The following is a 21,712-nucleotide window of genomic DNA, read 5'->3' on the forward strand; positions in this document are numbered from 1 at the left end:
TGCTTCTAAATCTGTAGTGGAAGCAATCTCTTTATGACTCAGCTCTCTTATTTTTAAAGCAAGTAGATGAGCTAAAGACTTCATCGTCGGGTTCTCCAGCACTTCCCGCCCTTTGATTTTGATATTCCAGCGCTGCTCTAAATGACGAATCAGTTTGGTAACCATGATCGAATCCATGCCATAGTCCAAGAAAAATTTGTTTATCTTAATTTGCCCTTCCGAAAGATGTAACTCCCGAGAGAGAAATTGTGCCATATCCCGCTGAATGTTTTCCTCTGTTGGGCTGTCCGGGTTGATATCAATCGCGAACGTCGCTTTTTCTATAGGTTGACGGATCGTTTCAGTCCCAAGCTGCTCCCCCTCACCTTCTGAAGCGGAGAGCCAATAGCGTTCTCTAGCAAAAGGATAAGTAGGCAGAGCGAGTGTGCGACGCTCTTGTGGATACAAGGATTCCCAAGGAATTTTACCTCCCTGCGTCCAATGAAGGGCAAGCTTTTCCAGATTATTTTCTGCTAAAAGAACCTGCAACACCGTATCTCCTACCTTGCCTGAAAGAAGATTTCGCACGCCTGCCTGATCTTCTTCGAGATCTCCTATGTAGATAGGAATCGATGCCGTTGGCTCACTGCCTTGCTCTACCGCTTCCAAAAACGCCTGTAATCCTTGAATCAATTCCTCTCGATTTTGAACCAGCATAGCCAACCTGCATTCCATGGCTTCTCGTTTCATTTGAAGCGTATAGGCAAAATCCGCCAAGGAAAACGCTTGCTGCTTGGCAAATGCAAGCATCTGCTGGGCAACGGCACGTAATCGCTCCGCATTTTTTGCCGAGAAAACCACGATCTGGGGTGAAGTGGTAGAAGAAATGGATTTCATCTCTGTCTGCGACGGAATATATTCTTCGAGAATCAAATGAGCATTTGACCCGCCTGCTCCAAACGAACTGATTGTAGCCCGGCGTGGAACCTCTCGTTCTTCTCCATTGATGCTTACCAGTGGTCGCTCCCACTTTTGTCGATCTTTTTGCAGATAAAAAGGCGTTTCTGCAAAATTGACATGCGGGTTCAACGGCTCCGCTTTTATAGAGGGAACCAACTCCTGATGCTGTAGCTGCAAGATCACCTTTGTCAGCTGAGAAATACCTGAAGCTGCTTCGGCGTGACCGATATTCGATTTGACCGACCCGATTGCACAAAACTGAACATCATCCGTCTGCTTCGAAAAAGCATTTGTTAACGCCTTCAACTCAATCGGATCTCCCAGCAGCGAACCATTAGCGGCGGCTTCCACATAACTGATCGTCCGTGGATCTATGCCCACTCTAGCAAAATTATCTTCCATCAACTGTGCTTGTGCATGGGGATTCGGCACCGAAAATCCATTGGTACGTCCACCATGATTGGTCGCAGCTGATTTGATGACAGCTAAGATGGAATCCCCATCTTCCATCGCTTTGGCTAAAGGCTTCAATAGTACAGCCCCTACGCCTTCTGCTGGTAAATATCCGTCTCCATCTCCAAAGCTTCTGCTGTCTGCGTGGCTTCCAATCATTTGAGCCTGACTTAATCCTAGGTATTTCTTAGGATGGATCGAAACATTCACGCCCCCTGCGATAGCAAGCGTGCTTTCTCCCTTTATCAAGCTTTCGCAGGCATGATAAATGGCGATGGCAGATGAAGAGCACGCTGTATCAATCGCCATGCTCGGACCTTGCAGATTAAAGAAGTAAGAGACTCGGTTGGCAATCGAATGGTAGGAAGAGAGGGAAATGATAGAGCCCTTTTCCATATCCGTATCAAATGCGTGATACGGCTGATACATCGCCCCTACATAGACGCCGACTCTATTATCATATTGACGTTGTAACACCTCTCGCGTGTGCCCTGCGTCTTCGAGCAGATTCCACACGGTTTCCAGGAAAAGGCGTTCTTGAGGGTCCATCATTTCCGCTTCCCGCGGTGAAATATGGAAGAACAGCGGATCAAACTGATCGACACCGTCTATGAAGCCGCCCCATTTGCTGTATGCTTTTCCTTGTCTGTTCCGAGCCTCGTCAAAATACAAGCTGTGATCCCAGCGCTCTTGCGGAATCTCTGTAATACAATCTTTGCCATCCCGCAAATTGTTCCAGAACTCTTGTACATTGGCAGCCTGCGGATAGCGACCCGAAATACCAATAATGGCAATGTCCAGGTCAGATGTGGTTTGATTATTTGCATGCTCACGCGCAACAAACCGTGAGAAACGACGACGATGCTCTGTTATGGAGTCAGTAGGGGCAAGCACGTTAGCAATATTCTCTACTGTGCTTGTCTCTGCTGTTTTCCCGGCTCCCATAATCGCGAAGATTTTGTCTCTATGATGCGCCAAAAGATAGCCTGTCAAATCCTCTATGTTTTGGTATTCATAGAGCAGCGTTTTCGACAGCGAACCGAATGCTTTTTCCAATTGATTGGTCAATTGCATCGCCATAACCGAGTCGATCCCGTATTTCTCCAACGGAGCATCCTCATCGATTTTATAAGCTGGGAGCTTGATAACAGCAGAAATTTCCTTTTTCAGATACTCCCTTACTTTTGCCCGAAGCATATCTTGTTGCCCAACAGAAACAGGCTGTTGGTTCTCCATTTTTGCAGAGATATTTGCGCTCTCTACTGGTTGAAACTGTTGGATGAACCGATCCTGGTAGGCATCCATCAAGTGTTGCGAGACAGAAAAAAGCGTCGGGTACTCTACCAATACAGTTGGCGTAAGTTCAAGCTCATAGAATTGATTCAGCTTGTTTGTCAATTCGGTCAGCTTAATCTGGTCAAAGCCGTACTCATGGAGCTCAGCGTGGATTTCAATATCCTCTCTATCAACCTTGAGCAAATCAGCAACTATTTTCAGCAAAGACGCTTGAACTTCACTTTGCAAGCTGTTCGAATGAGCTGTTGGTGTGGACAAGGTCACAGAGACCCCCATCAGCCTTTGCTTCATTCGTACAAGATCGCCTTCCATTACCATCAACTGATCTTGTCCCGAAGCTAACCCCCGATACATGCAGTTGATACCCGAAGCCGTCTGCATAGCAACCATGCCAAGGTCGTCCCACAATCTCTTTTCTGTCTCTTCGTCTACCTGCATTCCGCCCTCTTTCCACAGAGGCCAATTGATGGAGATCGTCTGACCCTGCCGTTCACCTAACGCGATTTGTTCGTTTCGGTATGCGGAGTAGGTATCCATAAAGGCGTTGGCAGTCGCATAATCTGCTTGTCCCATATTGCCCAAGCTTCCAGCCGCTGAAGAAAAGAGCACAAAGAAATCCAGATTCAGCCCCTTAGTCGCTTCGTCTAAATGAACGAGTCCCGCAACTTTTGGCGCGAGAACTGCTTGTACTTCTTCTTTGGTTTTCTTTAGGATAAAATTGTCGCGAGTCACACCCGCACTGTGAATAATGCCGTGAAGATCGCCAAACTCTGATCGAATGCTTTGGACCAAATCCTCCACTGCCTGTTTCTGCGTGACATCCACTTGGCGATACTCGACTTTTGTCCCGGTGTTCGCAAGCATACGAAGCTTTGCTTGCTTCTCCTCAGTCAGCGCAGAGCGTCCCGTCAGAATCAAGGTGATGCCACGGGCTTTCTCCGCCATCTCTTCGGCAAAAATAAGTCCCAAGCCACCTGCTCCGCCCGTAATCAGATAAATTCCGTTGTCTTTCCACGGCATGCTTGCTTCATGCTGTGGAGCTGCCACTTCACTCCATCCCGCCATATATCGTTTCCCTAATTGATAGCGAATCTGGCTATCTGTTGGGCACAAGCTGTTTGCTCTCAGCTTCTCCGCCAATCCGGCTGAATCTTCTGTTGAATCGATTTCGATCAACTGTCCGATTACTTTCGGGTTTTCGATCTGTGCCGTTTTCAGCAGACCAGCGATTCCAGCAAACAGTCGTTGTTCCGATCGGAGAGGGGCAACCATCTGAATCAGCACCTTCCCCTTTGGTTTTGCATGAAGAAGGGCTTTGATTTCTTCGAAAACCTGAACAGCATACGCTTGGAATCGTTCCGCTATGCCTTGCTGATCGGATTGCAACACAAGGAATCTCGCACCGTTTATCTGAGAGGAAATGCTTTCCAAAGAAATCTTCTCTGGTTCGCAGAGCATCACTACATGCTGTTCATATTCAGGAGCTTTGGCTTCCATAGGAATGGCTTTTTCGATCCAAGCAGGCTGAAGCATCAGCGTACTCGTGATTTTATCTGACTCCCCTGCACCTTTGCTGCCTTGTACAACTCCGGCAGCTTTTTCACCTTCGAGGCTCCTCGTTGTGAACCCCTTCAAACTTACACAAACCTTGCCTTGCGCATCACACAAATCAATGTCGAGCTTCTGCACTTTTTGGGTAGCTGCATTGCCGTCACTGTATCGAACCAACGCCCATACCGCAGCTGTAGAAGCACTGTAAATGTTCAATTGCTCCAAGGCAAAAGGCAGGGACGGCTGAAGGTCGGTAGTGCCCATCATAAAACCGAGCGATGCCTGCAATGCGGCGTCCGTGATACTCGGATGGAGGACAAATTTTCCTGCTGTATCCGTAACAGAGGAAGGCAAGATCAGCTTCGCCAGCACTTGGTCTGACCCGACAAACAGCGTCTCAATCCCTTGGTGTGATGGACCGTATGCCAGTCCTATCCCATGAAACGTTTCGTAGCATTGGCTAAAGCGATAACTACTCTTTGTGCACTGTGCTTGAATGGCAGAAAGGTCGAGCGTTGGCGCTTCCATAGCTGATCGTAGTACTGCTCTTCCCTGGCTATGTACTACTAGATTCTCCTCGGCTTCCCTTGGCTGGCTGTAGATTTCAAAAGTAATTTCACCATTCTCTTCCGGGTATAGTCCCGTGTGTACTTGGATGGGTGCATCTTCCACAATAACTGGTTTCGCCCACACGATATTTTTCAATTGAATCACCGACTGGTTATCAGATCGGACACCTGCTGCCAAATCGACAGCTACTCGTGCCATCTCCAGATAAGCTACCCCAGGTAAGACTTTTTGCCCCTTCACGACATGATCGTTAAGGAAAAACTCCTGCCCTGTAAAAGTAGAACTATGCCGTTGTTCCGAAAGTGTCGACGTATTTTGATGCAGCATGGGATGTAGGGTAGCCAGCGCTCCTGCGGTAAAACCAGCTGCTTGTGAATCCACCTTTGGCAGCCAATAGCGCTCTCTTGCAAAAGGATAAGCAGGTAAGCTGATTCGACGAGGCTTCGTATCCCCATAGAGTTTGTTCCAGTCAAAAATCAGTCCCTGTACCCACATCTGCAAAATCTTTGCGTATTTCCCTTTTGCGATCCATGTATCGATTGCCTGTTGTAAATCTTCATCTGCGGCGAAAACATCCATCGTTTCTTTATTCCGCTTTACCTGACCCATGAACAGGTCTTGTATGTCATCCTCCTCTTCCAGATAACCCGTTAGCTTTGCTTCCAGCTCAGAGATCGACTTGACGATCACAGCGAACCGCTCTTCCATCGCCTCACGTCCTACCTGTAGCGTGTAGGCAATGTCTGCTAGATCGTTGTCCGTCAGCACTTGCTCCCGAATAGCAGATAACATCCGCTGCATCTGCTCTAGGAGACGGTCTTTATTCTTGGCTGACAATACGATGACAGCTGGATTTTTTGCCGAGATGCTGAATTGTGGGCGGTGTTCCTCTTCGATGTATTCTTCCATGACGAGATGAGCATTTGCCCCTCCCGCCCCAAAGGAGGATATCCCCGCAATCCTTGCATATTCTCTCGTTACCCCATTGATTTCAACCACCGGTCGCTTCCACTCCGCCAGCTCTTGCTGCACGACAAATGGAGTCTTGCTGAAATCAATATTCGGATTCAGTGTGCGGGAGTGAAGGGACGGAACTAGCCTCTTGTATTTCATTTGCAGCAATATCTTGGTCAACCCTGCTATCCCTGCCGCACTCTCAGCATGCCCGATATTTGACTTGGCCGAACCAATCGCGCAGAACTGATTCTCCTTCGTGTATTCCTGAAAGATCTTCGTCAATCCGGCAATTTCAATCGGGTCCCCCAATGAAGTCCCTGTACCATGTGCCTCTATGTAGCTGACCGTTCGCGGGTGAATTCCTGCCTCTTCGAAAGCACGGCGAATCACTCTTGATTGAGAATGAGGATTGGGAACCGTATAGCCGTTCGTTTTTCCACCATGATTAATGGCGCTTCCTTTGATCACACCATAGATGTGGTCTCCATCTGCGATTGCTCTCGCCAGAGGCTTGAGCAATACCGCTCCGACTCCTTCGCCAGGTACATATCCGTCTCCGCCCTCCCCAAAGCTTTCGCATCGTCCTTTGCTGGAAGCGAATTTGCCCTGCGACAAATACAAATATTTGTTTGGATGAATAGAAACATTCACACCACCTGCGATCGCAACCTCACATTCACCGCGTTGCAGGCTGTGACACGCTAAATGAATTCCCGTCAACGATGAAGAACACATCGTATCGACCGCCATGCTCGGACCGTGGAAATTGCAAAAATAGGAGACGCGGTTAGCGATGGAAGCTGGACTTCCCGCAATCGTAAGCGCTCTGCCCAACGCCTGTTCAGCGGACGCATAGAGCTGATATTCCTCGTACATAACTCCTACGTAAACCCCTACATTGCCTCCCAAGCCATCGTGCTTGCCAAGAGCATCGCGCGTATACCCTGCATCCTCTATCGTTTCATAGACACACTGTAAAAATAACCGCTCTTGTGGGTCCATCAGCTCTGCTTCCCGCGGGGAAATATGGAAGAACAGCGGATCAAATTGATCGACACCGTCTATAAAGCCACCCCATTTGGAATACGACTTACCGCCCTTGTTCTTTGCTTCATCAAAGTACAGACTGTGATCCCAACGGTCTTTTGGGATTTCGGTAATACAATCCTTGCCGTCGCGCAGATTTTTCCAATAGTCATGTATGTTCCAAGCTTGCGGATAGCGTCCAGAAATACCAATAATGGCAATGTCCAACGCTCCTTTTGATCGTTGGGTTTCCATGCGCAGGGACGCGAAACGTTGAGACTTGCGTTTTTTGCTCCTGCGCTCTGTCTGTGCTGTCCTCTCGTCCACAATCGTTGTTTCTGGCACTTGCGTGAGGGGAGCTTCCGCATTTTCCCCCATCCCCAGGATGTGCATCAGATTTTCACGGTAGTTTTCAACGAAATAACCTGTTAATTCTTTAATTGTTTGGTATTCAAAAAATAGCGTTTTTGGTAACGAGCCAAATCGCTTTTCCAACTCCTTGGTCATCTGCATAGCCACAATGGAATCGACACCGTATGTTTCCAACGAGGCGTCTGCTTCCATTTTCGTTGCCGACAATTTGATGACGGAGGAAAGCAGCTTTTTTAAATAATGGGTTGCCTGTTCCATTAGTGAGGAGGAATCCACGGCATTCTCCTCTACGAAAGGAACAGAAGCTTTTGACGCTTCTACTCCTGATCCAACAGATTCATTTGCGATCTTGCGCGTAGAAAAGCCCTTCATCCGCACCTGGATATTTCCGTTCTCATCACACAAGTCGATATCAAACTTCTCCACGATATCTCCAGCTTTACTGCCCTCACTATAACGAATGAGTGCCCACATGGAAGCGGAGCAAGCACCTACGATCTCCAATTCCTCAAGAGCAAAGGGAAGAATCAGCGAAAAATCACTGGTTGCCATCATCAAGCCAAGCGACGACTGTAGGGCTGCGTCGAGCAAACTCGGATGCAGACCAAATTGTCCTTGGGTCTTCATCACGGAAGAAGGCAGAGACAGCTTTGCCAGCACCTGCCCCTGACCGATCAAAATTTGCTCGATCCCACGATGTGCAAGCCCATAGTCGACTCCCATCTTTTTGAAAGCCTCATAGCATTGTTCCGCGCTGAGTGTGCTTAGGTTGCACTGTTCCCGCAATGCGGTGAGATCGAAAGGTAGAATATCTGGAATGGAGCACAACACGGCACTTCCCTGACTGTGTACAATCTCCGCTCTTTGCTCCTGGTCTTGCCTGCTATCGCTGTAAATTTCAAAAACAATCTCACCATTCGCCTCAGGATAGAGTTCGATATGAGCCTGAACGGGCTCTGGCCCGACAACCAAAGGTTGAGTCCAGACCACATTTTTGAAACGAAGTCCTTCCTGTTCTTGCTCCGAACCCAGACCTCCCGTCGCCAATTGTATCGCTGCCCGTGCCATCTCCAGATAAGCCGCACTTGGCAAGACACGTTGACCCTTGATGACATGGTCACTCAGGAAAAACTCCTGTCCCGTAAACGTGGAGCTAAACCGCTGCTCCATGAAGTCGGATGTATTTTTGTGTAACAAAGGATGAATCGAACCTCCCCCTGCGCTACTGCTAACAGGCTTGGCTTCGATCCAATAAGATTCCTTGGTAAAAGGATACGTCGGCAAACTGATACGACTCGGTTGCTCTTCCTGATAAAGCTTGTTCCAATCAATAGGTAAGCCCTTCACCCACAGGTCGAGAAGCTTGCTGTATTTGCCTCGTTCCATCCATCTCGCAATCGTTTCTTCCCATTCATCATCGGACGTCAAAATATCCAGCATTTCCTGATTTCGGTTTACCTGCCCCCGATACAAATCAGCAATATGCTCTTGCCCTTCTACATAAGCTGTTAGTTTTTGTTGCAACTCCTTCACAGAGCCAGTAAGGACAGCAAGACGCTCTTCCATGGCGACACGTCCTACCTGAAGCGTGTACGCCATGTCGGCTAAGTTCGCATCAGATAAGGAGTGTTCTTCGATAAAGGCTAACAACTGCTGAGCTTTCTCATACAACCTCTCCACATTCTTTGCTGACAAAACAAGAATAGCCGGGTTCTGAGGTGTGATTTTTATACTGGATCGCTGTTGCTCTTCCGGAATATATTCTTCAATAATCACATGGGCATTGCTTCCCCCCGCACCAAACGAGGAAATCCCTGCAATTCGTGGATATTCATTGGTTGTGCCATTGATTTCAACGATTGGGCGTTTCCATTCCACCAACTCTTGCTGAACCACAAACGGAGTCTTGGTGAAATCAATATTGGGATTGAGTGTGCTGGAATGTAAGGATGGCACTAATTGCGCGTGCTTCAGCTGCAATAATATTTTCGTTACGCCAGCAATCCCTGCCGCACTTTCACAATGTCCAATATTCGACTTCGCTGATCCCAATGCACAAAACTGTTTGTCCTGGGTGTCTTTTTCAAAGGCGCGAGTAAGTCCAGCAACCTCGATCGGGTCTCCCAGCTCCGTCCCTGTTCCGTGTGCTTCCAGATAACTGACTGTTCTTGCATGTACCTTGGCACGTTGTAAGGCATCTGCCACTAACTGCGCCTGCGCCTGCGGATTAGGGACGGTATAGCCATTCGTTTTCCCACCGGCATTCATCATACTTCCTTTGATGACCCCGTAAATATGGTCACTGTCGGCTATCGCCTTATCCAAAGGCTTCAAGACGATAGCGCCCACACCCTCTCCATCCACAAAACCGTCCGCTTGATCGCCAAAGGACTTGCATTGATCCGAGGGAGAGAGCATCGTCAAAGCTGACAATTTCATATAGTGGACGGGATCGACAATGAGATTGACTCCCCCTGCGATTGCACACTCGCTTGTACCGCTGTACAAGCTTTCCAAGGCGAAATGAATCGCTGTGAGAGAAGCGGAGCAAGCGGTATCCACCGCCACACTTGGACCTTGAAAGTTTAAGAGATAAGAGAGGCGATTCGCGATCGACCAATAAGTGGCTCCCGTCTGATAATTTCCATTCATCACGCCGACAAAAACGCCTACTTTTCTGCTTTCACACAGATTGGTAGGCGTATATCCAGCATCCTCGATACTCGCATAGGCTTCTTGTAAAAATAACCGTTCCTGCGGGTCCATCTCTTCGGCATCTTTTGGAGAGATTTGAAAAAATAAGGGATCGAATTTATCCATATCATCGATAAATCCGCCCCATTTTGAATACATAGATTCCTTTTTTCCTTTTTCTTCGTCAAAATAATTCTTCCAATCCCAGCGATCCTTCGGGATTTCAGAAATGCAGTTTTTCCCCTCTTTTAAACGGTTCCAGAATTCATCCACATTTTTCGCCTGCGGATAACGCCCGGAAAGACCGATGATCGCCACATCCCGCACCACAGATGAAGGCGAAATGGATTCCTTGCTTTCTTGTTCTCGAACGGATAAAAAGCGTCTCGTTTTTCTCACAGGAAGATTGGTATACGCCGTTGAAGCAGAAACGGTCATTTCCTCATTCTCTATCTCGCTCTGGTATGTTTCGTCAATTGCTTCCTGTGCTTCTAAACCTATTACCTTGATCAACACTTCCTTTTGCGTCTCGATGAGGTACTCTATCAAGGCATCAATCGTTTGATACTCGAAAAATATCGTACTGCTCATATTCGCAAAATCTTTGCGAAGAGAATTGGTCAATTGCACAACCAGAATCGAATCAATCCCATACTGCTCTAATGGGGCTGATGATTGAATCTGATGGGTCGGAATTCTAAGCGTTTCACCAATCAGCCTTTTCATATAAATCGTACTTTTTTCGCGAAGCAATTCCTCAGTGACTCTGCCTGATTTTTTCGCTGGTGTTGTGCGTACAGGCACTTGTTTCTTGAGTGGTTTCGTCTTCAACTTTGTGGCTTGCTTTTTTATAGGCGAATCCGCAACTGTTACCGCCGACTGCCTCGGCTGACTGCTACGACGTATAACCCCATCGCTTTCTGCAACAATAATCTGCTGGCATAAATCCAAATGCTCTTCTGCTGGCAAGAAAACAGATCGGTATCCTGCCTTCTTCAACATCTTTTGCCATGTTTCAACCGTTAACAAAGGGCATCCAGGAATACGCCATTCTGGATCATCATAGCGCCACCAACCATCCAGCAAGCCAAACGTCAAGTGAGCAAACAAGGTATTGCTCGTCAACTCATTCAGAATCAGTAAGCCATTTTTCTGTAAAGCTGTTTTGGCATGGAGTAAGGTTTGGCTAATATTTTTCGTCGCATGCAGCACGTTTGTGGCAATCACCAGTTCATAGGTGTCCGCAGCGATCCCCTGATCCTCAACAGGCTTTTCCACGTTAAATATCCGATACGTAAGATATGGATTTTCGGCTCCATACTCTTTTTCGGCGTGAAGTAAAAAGGCTTGCGAAACATCGGTATAACAATATTCCTCGATATGCTTCTGAAAGGGTTTTAGCCTTGGCAGTACGATCGCACTGGTTCCACCTGTACCTGCCCCGATTTCCAAAATTCGAATCCGTGCAGAAGCATCTTGCTCCGTACGCTGCTTCACATAGGTAACAATTGTATTGGCTAGCACTTCGTTAAAGTAGTCCGCAACCACATTATGTTTATAAATCCCTTCCACCAATTCCATCGAGGAATTAGGAAACATGATCTCTGTAGCTGGAATCTTTCCTAGTAAAATCTCTGGCAATACTCGCATAGTTGCCTCTACCAGAATCACCTGAGCTTTACTATTCGGGTCGTTGAGCCATGCTGTTTTTTCTTCCTCCCATTTTTTCCATGCTGTATCGAGATCAATAGGGGTGATATCGTTTGCGATGAGTGACTCTCCGTCGTACGCAAGATAATGGTTTTGCACGAGAACGGCTATGCTTTCTTCCAGCCATTTGCCGTACCTGTCATGCAATTTGGCTTTGAGTTCTGCTATTGTCTGTTTTTTTACCGTGAACAGCCCGATTGACTGTAATTGACCATAGAGTAGTTCACTGAGAAGCTTATCCATTGTGTTCATTTATAAGCCTCCATTTTAGATTGTCTACGTTGAGACGAAAACTCTAGTTTGGGCATATCATTCTTTACACTTTCGATGTGTGATACCAGTTTTTCTGGATAGATGTGAATCGATTTAACCGAATTTATCGTTAGCATGGCCTGTGCTTTCGTTGTTTTCACCAACGCGACTTGATTCATCGGTCCAGCAAGCAGGTTTTCCAAGGCCATCATCGCTTCACTAGGTTCAATGGAGCCTAATCCTGCCTGTGCCATCCTCTCCTGATAATCCTTGGTGGCAACTATGCCTACGTTCGCCCAGTATCCCCAATTCATCACCTTCACTGCACTGAGGCTATGCAACGAAAGCTGGTGCGCGAATATATCTTTAAACGTACAACCTGACGCATAATTGCTTTGTCCAGGAGACTTGGTAAATGAGTTGATCGATGAAAAGAACATGACAAAATCCAACGGCTCCCGATCAAATACTTGCGCAATCCGCACGCTTACATCTACCTTTGCCGAAAGTCCGGCACGGAAGCGCTCTTCGTCCATATTCGCGAGGCTTTTATCTAGCAGGACAATCGCGGAATGAATGACTCCGTTTACTTGCTTGTATCGCTTTTTGATCTCTTCATAGGCAAAATACAAGGACTTGCGATTCGTTGCATCCGCCGCCATATAGACAGGAGCAGGTCCGAGCTTCGCAAGTCGATCCACTTTGGCTTGGATCTCTGCATTCTTTTCTCGGCGTCCAATCCAGATGATTTGCGCTTGATAAGTACTGATCATATATTCGCTCCAGACTTCGCCAATACCGCCAGCACCTCCAATCACAACATAGACTCCCCCCTGCCTGTAGGAAGCATGTGCCCATTGCGGTTGACGTAATGGAATCAATTCCTGACGATACCATTTCCCTCCACGATAAACCGTTGCATTCCCCTCGGCATCTGGCGGAAGGGTGAACACCTCTTCCATTGGCCAAGCACGACCAGCTTCCAGATCAACAAGTCGGATACGCCAGTTTGTGTATTCTTTTGCCATCGAACCGACTAATCCGTAAAGACTGGCATGCATAGGGTTGACCACATCGTTTGGATGAATCGGTTGGGTCTGGAAGGTTACGAAACTCCATCCTAGCTCCTTGGTATCGTAGCCCAGCTTGAGCAGCGCTTTTAGCAAGCGAAACACATGAAATACACCGCGCTCCTGCTCGATGATGAGTGCCTCTTCTGCCAGATATTCTAAATCAATCCATGGGGCAATCCAGATGATATGATCAATCGAACCAACCTGCGCTAGCTTCACCGCTATTTCATCTATACTTTCTGCGGGTGTAAGCTCCATAATAGCTGCCCGGGGATAGCGTTGTTGAACAAGGCTTCGGTTCTCGTCATCCGCACAAACAATCAGAATACGATCACTTGCAAGTGGCGTTTCCGAACCACGGTCCATCACAACCTCTTCCCATACAGGACTGAGCAGCATCGTTCCAATCAGCGATTCGCTAGAGGTCTCAACTGGCGCATTCGTCGCTGTCCGATCGGTTTGGATCTCTCTTTCCAGTACCCGAGATGTGAATCCCTTCATTCGTACACAAATCGTTCCTGTGTCGTCACATAGATCCATATCGTATTTTTCTACCTTATCCCCCGCTTGGCTTCCGTCGCTGTATCGCACGTACGCCCACATCTCAGGGGTGCACGGGCTAATGATTTCAATCTCCTCCAGGGCAAAAGGCATCACTGGCTTGCGTTTTGCCCTACTATCCGACGACATCACGTGGCGGGAAGAGAGTGTTAACTCCACAGAGGCCTGCAAAGCTGAATCCATCAAGCTTGGATGCAAGACAAACTGATCCTCTGAGCCGGTGACCGATAACGGTAAAACCAGCTTTGCCAAGACTTGTCCTGGCCCGACATATACCTTGTCTATTCCTTTATGTCCGAATCCATAATCAATCTGAATCGCTCTAAAGAACTCATAGAATTCCTCGGATGAAATCACATGCTCGCTGCACTGTGCTTGCAAAACGGGCAAATCAAGCATTTGCAACTCCGAAAGCGGACTAAGCACAGCATTTCCTTGACTGTGTACCACGATCTCAGCATCACTGCCCTCTGCCTCGCTATAGATTTGGTAGGACACCTCACCATCTTCTTCGAGAACGAGACCCGTATGTACCTGAACAGGCTGATCGCCTACAACAATCGGACGAGCCCATACGATATTTTGTAGTTTCATCGCCGTATCCCCGTGGACTCTCTCTCCTACAGCGTGCTCCATCGCGGTTCTTGCCATCTCAAGATAGGCAACTCCCGGTAACACCCGCTGCCCTTTGACTACGTGATCCGCCAAGAAAAACTCTTCTCCCGTAAAGGTGGAGCTAAACCGTTGCTCGGAGAAAGTAGAAGTGTTCTGATGCAGCATGGGATGGATCACGGACGCTGTGGTGTTTTTTGCTGCTACCCTTGCATTTGCTTTTGTTTCACTCTCAAGTACCCAATGGCGTTCCTTGGCAAAAGGATACGTGGGAAGTGAAATACGAGCATACGGATCGTTCGCAAACAGCTTGTCATAGTCCAATCCATATCCCTGCACAAACAATTCTGCAATCACAGACAACTGTTCCAAATATTCGCTCGCCTGACTCGTCCCATGCAAATTCTCGATGCTTTGATTACCGTAACGTTTCAATGCGGTTTGTTCACGATGATCTTTTTCATTTAACTCGGAAACAAAAGCCTGAGATACTTTTCCTGTGTCCAGCCACTTTTTCAAAAGCTGGACAAGCTCGGCTGTATGCTGAACCATGCAAGAGAAGCGGTGATGGAAATGCTTTCTGCCTACTAACAGCGTATAGCTGATATTTCCACAATCCGTCTCCGGTGCTTTTTCACAAAACGAAAGCAATTGGGCAACCTGCTGGCGTAGCTGTTCAAAAGTGCGCGCCGACAACACAATCAAATAGCCTGGCTTTTTCGCATGATTCCGCTCTACCTGAGGCGCCTCTTCGATGACCATATGCGCATTTGTACCACTGGCTCCAAAGGAACTGATCGCCGCACAACGTTTGGCTTGCGGCTCCACTGACCATTCCTTCAGGCTTGTATTGACATAAAATGGGCTGCCTGCAAACGTAATGTTTTCATTCCCTGCTTTAAAATGCAGAGATGGCGCGATTTGTTTGTGCTTCAATGACAAAAGGATTTTGATGACCCCTGCAACGCCTGCTGCGATCTGGGTATGACCAATATTCGTCTTGATCGATCCAATTGCACAAAATTCTTTTTTATCCGTATAGGCCCGAAAAGCGCGAGTGAGTGCTTGATACTCAATCGGATCTCCCAGCTTGGTTCCCGTTCCATGAGCCTCGACCATCGTAATGTGCTCAGGATTAATGTCGAATGTATCGTAAACATTGCGTTCCAAGCGCTCCTGAGATTTCGCACTCGGTGCAGTAATCCCATTCGTCGTCCCATCCTGATTGATTCCCGAGCCACAGATGACACCGTAAATATGGTCACCGCAAGCGATCGCTTCCGAGAGTCGTTTCAGTACAACGACACCAGCGCCTTCCCCCGTCGCAAAGCCATCGGCCCGCTCATCAAATGTATGGCAGCGTCCTGTCGGTGACAGCATACCTGCTCGCTTGGCAGACAAATAGAATCCCGGCGTAGATTGAATGAAGACACCACCTGCCAATGCCATATCGACCTCACCTGTACGCAAGGCTTGGCACGCCATATGAATCGCCACCAAGGAACTGGAGCAAGCCGTATCAATCGTGACGGCAGGTCCCTGCAAGTCCAGATGATAAGCAACCCGAGCAGGCACAATGGACTCCATATTTCCCCAGAAGGCTTGGGCAGGAGGATTCTCTCCCACGAGACGATCGTAATCACCTTTGGCACATCCTGCGTAGACGCCGCATTGGATTCCTTGCACGCCTTGACCTGCATAGCCAGCATCCTCCAACGCCTTCCAGGATTCCTCCAAAAAGAAGCGTTGCTGCGGGTCCATATAGTCAGCTTCCAGACCGGAGATGTTGAAAAAAAGCGGATCAAACAAGTCAATATTCTCTACAAGTCCGCCATATTGATAACCCTCTGCCTCATCCAGACCGTGCTCCGATAAATCCCAACGAGTCACTTTCGTAAGTAAATCCGAGCCGTTCACCAAGTGATCCCATAAGTCGTCAGTGTTGTCAGATGAGGCAAACGTACCGCTCATTCCAATAATCGCAATGGGTTCAGTGAGGAACGCAGCTTTTTCTGATGCGCGCCCTTTTTCCGCTGAAAGCATAGGAGCTGCTTGAATGAATGGCTCAGTCTGAATAGCAGAGACGGAACCTTCCCTCTGCTCGGATAGACTGACTTCCTGCCCTAACGCTTGAGCAATGACCTCTTTGTACTCAGACAAAATATAGCTGGCAAGTTGATTGACTGTACTGTAATCAAAAAGAATGGTCGTCTCTATTTCAATGATCATCGCTTGATTAATCTCTTGAACCAAACGAACCCCGAGAATGGAATCCAATCCATAATCTCTAAAAGGTTCGTCCACATCGATCGAATCGACATCGACTTCCAATGCGGTGACCAGCTTTTCTATAATCATATCCTTCACATAATCCGTCACCGTCTGCTCGGTCACCACAGACTGGCTTGGAATGTTTTGGGGTGCTGGCTGCGAAGAGACTTTCCCTTCTTCTTTTGCCTGATGGACAGTCTCGCGCGCGATAGGTGAAACAGTCGTATCGACACGAACATCAGGGTGGAGGACGCCATCGCTTTTTCCAAGGACAATCTGTTGCCCCAGATCATGATCTTCCCGCGCTGGAAAAGAGATTGCGTGAAATCCTTCCTTTTCCAGTACCGTTTCCCAATCTGCCGGAGTTAAGGCAGGAGAACCTGGAATACGTACATCCGTATCTTCAGACAGCCACCATCCCTCCAAAAGACCAAAGGTCAGATGAAGGAACAAGGAATTACTGCTAATCTCATTTAAAAGAACCAAACCGTTTTCTCGTAAAACAGCTTTGGTATGGCGCAAGGTTTTGCGAATATCTTTGGTGGCGTGCAACACATTAGCTGCAATTACTAGATCGTAATAGCCCTCTCGAACGCCTTGCTCAGCAAAAGGCGCTTCCACATTAAAAATTTGATAGGTCAGATACGGAACGTTCGGTCCATATTCCTTTTGTGCGAACATCAAAAATGCTTTGGAGATGTCGGTATAGCAATATTCTTCTATAAACTGCTGATAAGGCTTCAGCTTTTCAAATACAAACGTGCTTGTTCCGCCTGTCCCCGCACCTATCTCTATGATGCGAATTTTTGCAGACTGATCTTGTTTCAACCGTTCTTCCACATAGGTGGCAACTGTTTCCGCTAGCATTTCATTGTAGTGATCTGCCACCGGGTTATTTTTATAAATATGTTGTACCAATTCCATAGAAGAGCCTGGAAACATGACATCCGTAGCAAGTCGCTTGCCTGTTACAATGTGCGGCAGAGATTTCATCGTAGCTTCCAGCAATCTGATCCGCACTTCTAGATTGGCATCCTTACGCCATGCTACCTTACGTCGATCCCATTCTGCCCATACAGCATCTACCTCGATCAAAGTCGGATCAACCACCAGGCATTGCTCTCCATCAAAGCCATCGAGATAGCCGTGACGAATTAACATCGCGATAGTTTCTTCCAGCCATTTTTCGTAACGGTGATGGAAGCCTGTTTTTGCCTTGAGATCGGCGACATTCACACTCTTGTCCGTAAACCAACCGATGGACTGCATTTGCCCCCACAACAGTTTGCAGAGAAGCTCGTCCATCTCCTTCCACAATTCGGGGTGAGTATTGGGCAAGCGATCCTGTCTCTTTGTTTTGGGCAACCAATAGCGTTCCCCTCTAAATGGATAGGCTGGCAAAGGCACCCGGGTGTATTTGCCGTTTTTATATAAGGAGCTCCAATCCAGCTTGTACCCTTTTACAAATAAATCAGCAAGCGTGGACAGCTTCTCTTTCCTTGCTTGGGTGGTTAGCGAACTGTTCTCTACTACTTCTGTAATTAATTTTTCTCCGAACTCTTTCAAGCTCTTTTCTAGCCCCACGGAATCCGTTTCATCATGGACAAAATAATCAGCAGCTGTTCCCGTTTCTTTTACTTCCGCGATTTTTTGCCGCAATTCTTCTACGTCCTTGGCAATAAACATGCAACGGTGCGAAAAATGACTTCTCCCTGTGAACAAGGTATAGGAAATATCTTGTTCGTGAAAACGTCCCGCTTCTTTTGCTAACCATTGGGACATTTCATCCATTTTTTGCGTGAGAGCTAACTCGCTCTTGGCTGAAAACGGGAACAAGTAATAGGCTCCTGCTTGCTGCTTGCTTGATTGTGGTTGTACCGTCGGCGCTTCTTCCAGAATCAGATGACAATTGGTTCCGTTCGATCCTAAAGCGCTCACTCCTGCTCTTCGTGGAGTCGCATCACTGGTATTCCATTCGATGAGCTCGGTATTGATGAAAAAGGGACTTCCGGTCAATTTGATATGCTTATTGACTTCCTTGACACTGATCGTCGGGGCGATCTTCTTATATTTCATCGCCATGACCACTTTAAACAGACTCGCCAGCCCAGATGTCATCGTGGCATGACCGATGTTGGGCTTATGTGAGCCAATCGCGCAAAATTGTGTTTTATCGGTAAACGAACGAAATGCTTCCATCAATGCTTTCACTTCAATAGGATCACCCAGTTGCGTTCCTGTCCCATGCGTTTCGATATAACTGATCGTCTCCGGATCAATCCCTGCATTTTCATAAGCATCCACAATCAATTCTTTTTGGGCAAGCATGCTCGGTGCTGTAATACCGTTTGATTTTCCTGTCTGATTCACGGTCGAGCCCTTGATGATCGCATAAATATGGTCGCCATCTTCCATTGCTTTCGCAACTGGCTTCAGTATGACTGCTCCCACTCCTTCTCCAAACACCATTCCATTCGCATGATTGTCAAAGGTGTTGCATGTTCCATCAGGTGAGACCACGCCCATTTTGGAGGACATCACAAAAAAGTCAGGGGAGCTGTGAATCGCCACTCCGCCTGCAAGAGCCATTTCGGATTCTCCCCTGCGCAGACTGTCGCAAGCTAAATGAATGGCTACCAAAGCAGAGGAGCAAGCTGTATCAACAGCAAGACTTGGTCCCTTGAGATTTAAAAAGTAGGAGAGTCTTGCCCCTAACATCGACATTTCATTGCCTAGCATCGTTTGGGAAGAGATACCTTCAGCTAACACAGATTTCTCTTTGTAGTCTGAATGGCGCCCCCCTACAAACACACCTACTTTTCTCCCGGATAACTGTTCAACCGAGTATCCACTATCTTCAAAAGCTTTATAGGATTCTTGTAGGAACAACCGTTGTTGAGGGTCCATACTTTTTGCTTCGTCAGACGAAATATTGAAAAAGGATGCATCAAATTGATCAATGTCCTTGAGAAGCCCGCCGTAATATTGATCTGCTTCCCAACCACTGCGTGATATTTCCTCGATACAACTGTCGCCAGACGCTAGATGCTTCCAAAGCTCTTCCACCGAATCTGAGCCAGCAAATCTGCCTGCTATTCCGATGATCGCGATATCGGAGTGGCGAATTTCATTTGCTAAAACAGTAGGCAGGATTTGGCTGTCGTCTGCTACCATCTCTGACGCAAATTGCAGAGAGATATACTCAGCCAGCTCACCCACCTCTGTATAATCAAAAATAACTTCTACGCCAAGATGAATCCCCAAGTCAGCATTGATTGCTTCTATTAATTCGACCGCCAACACAGAATGAATGCCCAGCTCTATGAAACTTTTATCGAAATTAAGAGTTTCCACAGGTGTATCCAATAGTTGAGCCATGATTTTACCTATCTTGCTCGCAATCGTTGTTGAGCCATGATCAGCCTGGATACGATGTGTTGCTTGAGCGATTTCCTGATATTTTTCGAAAATGTGCATGGCTAGTTGCTTGGTATTCTCATGATCAAAAACGACCTCAATCCCCAAGTCTATGCCTAGCTTCCTATTCATCCTCTCTACCATTTCTACAGACAACACCGAGCTGATACCTAATTCTATGAAGTTTTTATCGAAATCCAAGGGATTCGTCGTATCTTTTAATAAGTCGGTCATTACTTCTTTCACTATGGTTTCCACATCATGAAATGAATGAAAAAGTACCTTCATACTCGACTCCCCCCTTTCTTCTACACCGATTTCTCACCAACAGCCATGTAGAGCTGTCTGAGAATAGAATGACCTTCCGTATTCAGCATGTTTCGCCATGCCACAGATAGCTTACCCAACGCCTTGCTGGATAAATAACCGTCACGCACCAACTGCACAGGAATGCCTACACCCTCCGACTTTAGAAACATTTCGTACCCGAGTAGCTCACTGTGAGCGCATATGACTTCGAAATCTAAATTTCCAAGTCCGCCTTGCTTGAGGACCGTCGGCAGTTCTCGACCGATTTTCGGGTTGCCGCCTTCCGCATAGCGTGCCGCACAATAGGCATCATACAGCTCTCGCAATTCTGGTACATGTGGGGTGGTCATGATGTGCATCTCGAAATCATTGTCGATAAATACCGCTTTGCCGCCTGGTTTTAATAACCTCGCCACTTCACGAACCGCACCGACTGGGTCGGGTAAATGTTCCAATACGAGTCTAGTAATGGCAAAATCATAGGAATCGCTAGGTAAGCCAGTTTCCATAATCGATCCCGCGACAATCTCAAATCGATCCGACTGCTTTTGAGTCAAATAGTTTCTTGAATAATCAACGAGAAGAGGATCAAGCTCCAATCCCGTCACTCTGCAATTTGGAAATTCCTGCATGACCTTTTCCATTACGAATCCTGGTCCCGAGCCTAGCTCTATCACCGACATTCCATCTATCAGACCGAACTCGATATAATGCTTCAGCTCTTTATCCCAAAACAACTCCACCTGCGATTTCAAACGTTCTATTTCTACCTCAACATTCGTGGCAATGTTTGCGATTTGATAAGAACCTTCCATGTTATTTCCTACCTCCGCTATTCAGATATAGATTCGCTCAAAAAAGTCAAAATGTGGCCAGCAACAGCTTCCCATTCAGGATCAAGCATCATATCATGACTAGTATTTTGGAACAGAACGGGTTCGATTCCGTATGTTTTGCCAATTCGGCGCGTTGTTTTCTCAGAAATCATCCGATCCTGCTTGGAGCCGAGAACCAGTATCGGAGTTTTCGCACGGACGGTTTTTGGAACAATTTTCCCATTCATCTCCGTTCTTGCTTTCAGTGATTCAGGCTGCAAGAGCTTCACCCACTCATCCTTTTTTTCAATCGGCAGCTCCTTGGAAAAAAAGACATTGGCGAGCAGTGATGCATCTCTTTTCTCGTTATATGTAAATAATTGCATAGCTTCTTTAAAGTTTTTGAACATCAATCGGAATAAGTCACCCATTCCACCATGCGGAGGAATCGAGGCAACCAGAACGGTACCTGAGATTATATCTGGATGCTGGTGCAAGATCTTCTGCACAATTCCTCCACCCATGGAGTGTCCGACCAGCACTGGCTTGCTTTTTAGACGCCCGATCACTTCAAGAACATCATCCGTGTAATCCTGAAGTGTGTAGGAATGAAGATTTTCATAGCCGTCACTTTCACCATGTCCACGAAGACTCAGCGCATAGGAAGAAAAGCCTTTGTCAGCAAAATAAGGAAGGAAGTTTTTTTCCCAACACCATGCTCCGTGACATGCTCCATGGACAAAAAGAAGAGACGCTTCGCTAGAAACGCCCTCAGGATGGTATTCGACTAGTTCCAAATTCATTTTCGCCGTTCCTTTCGTATTTAAGGGTCAT

The 21,712-nt window shown here is 47.2% G+C and carries 4 protein-coding genes (1 of these 4 only partly in view); all 4 read right to left on the reverse strand.

Annotated elements, in window-relative coordinates; genetic code table 11:
- Tightly spaced (at most 20 nt apart), the 4 genes in view from HPY28_RS07470 to HPY28_RS07485 form a layout consistent with a single transcriptional unit that may run on beyond the window.
- Positions 1–11,820, reverse strand: the 5' portion of a protein-coding gene (locus HPY28_RS07470; RefSeq protein WP_174230325.1) for an SDR family NAD(P)-dependent oxidoreductase. It extends 111 nt beyond the left edge of the window; only the first 11,820 of its 11,931 coding nucleotides appear in the window; its start codon is at positions 11,818–11,820; the stop codon falls past the left edge of the window.
- Positions 11,817–20,042 (reverse strand): SDR family NAD(P)-dependent oxidoreductase, encoded by an 8,226-nt coding sequence (locus HPY28_RS07475; RefSeq protein ID WP_174230326.1) that lies wholly within the window; start codon positions 20,040–20,042, stop codon positions 11,817–11,819. The genes HPY28_RS07470 and HPY28_RS07475 overlap by 4 nt, the downstream gene beginning before the upstream one ends.
- A 20-nt stretch (positions 20,043–20,062) precedes the next feature.
- Complete coding sequence (locus HPY28_RS07480; protein ID WP_174230327.1) at positions 20,063–20,878, reverse strand: class I SAM-dependent methyltransferase; 816 nt, start codon at positions 20,876–20,878, stop codon at positions 20,063–20,065.
- A 17-nt stretch (positions 20,879–20,895) separates the two neighbouring features.
- The gene (locus HPY28_RS07485; RefSeq protein WP_174230328.1) at positions 20,896–21,681 is read right to left on the reverse strand and encodes an alpha/beta hydrolase; all 786 of its coding nucleotides are present in this window, start codon (positions 21,679–21,681) and stop codon (positions 20,896–20,898) included.
- Positions 21,682–21,712: the final 31 nt, after the last annotated feature.

The sequence above is a fragment of the Brevibacillus sp. HB1.2 genome, from assembly GCF_013332495.1.
Classification (GTDB): domain Bacteria; phylum Bacillota; class Bacilli; order Brevibacillales; family Brevibacillaceae; genus Brevibacillus; species Brevibacillus porteri.

Bases quoted from the DNA above. Each gene is read 5' to 3' on its own strand.
- HPY28_RS07480 (WP_174230327.1), bottom strand. From the start codon at position 20,878: ATGGAAGGTTCTTATCAAATCGCAAACATTGCCACGAATGTTGAGGTA.
- HPY28_RS07475 (WP_174230326.1), bottom strand. From the start codon at position 20,042: ATGAAGGTACTTTTTCATTCATTTCATGATGTGGAAACCATAGTGAAA.
- HPY28_RS07485 (WP_174230328.1), bottom strand. From the start codon at position 21,681: ATGAATTTGGAACTAGTCGAATACCATCCTGAGGGCGTTTCTAGCGAA.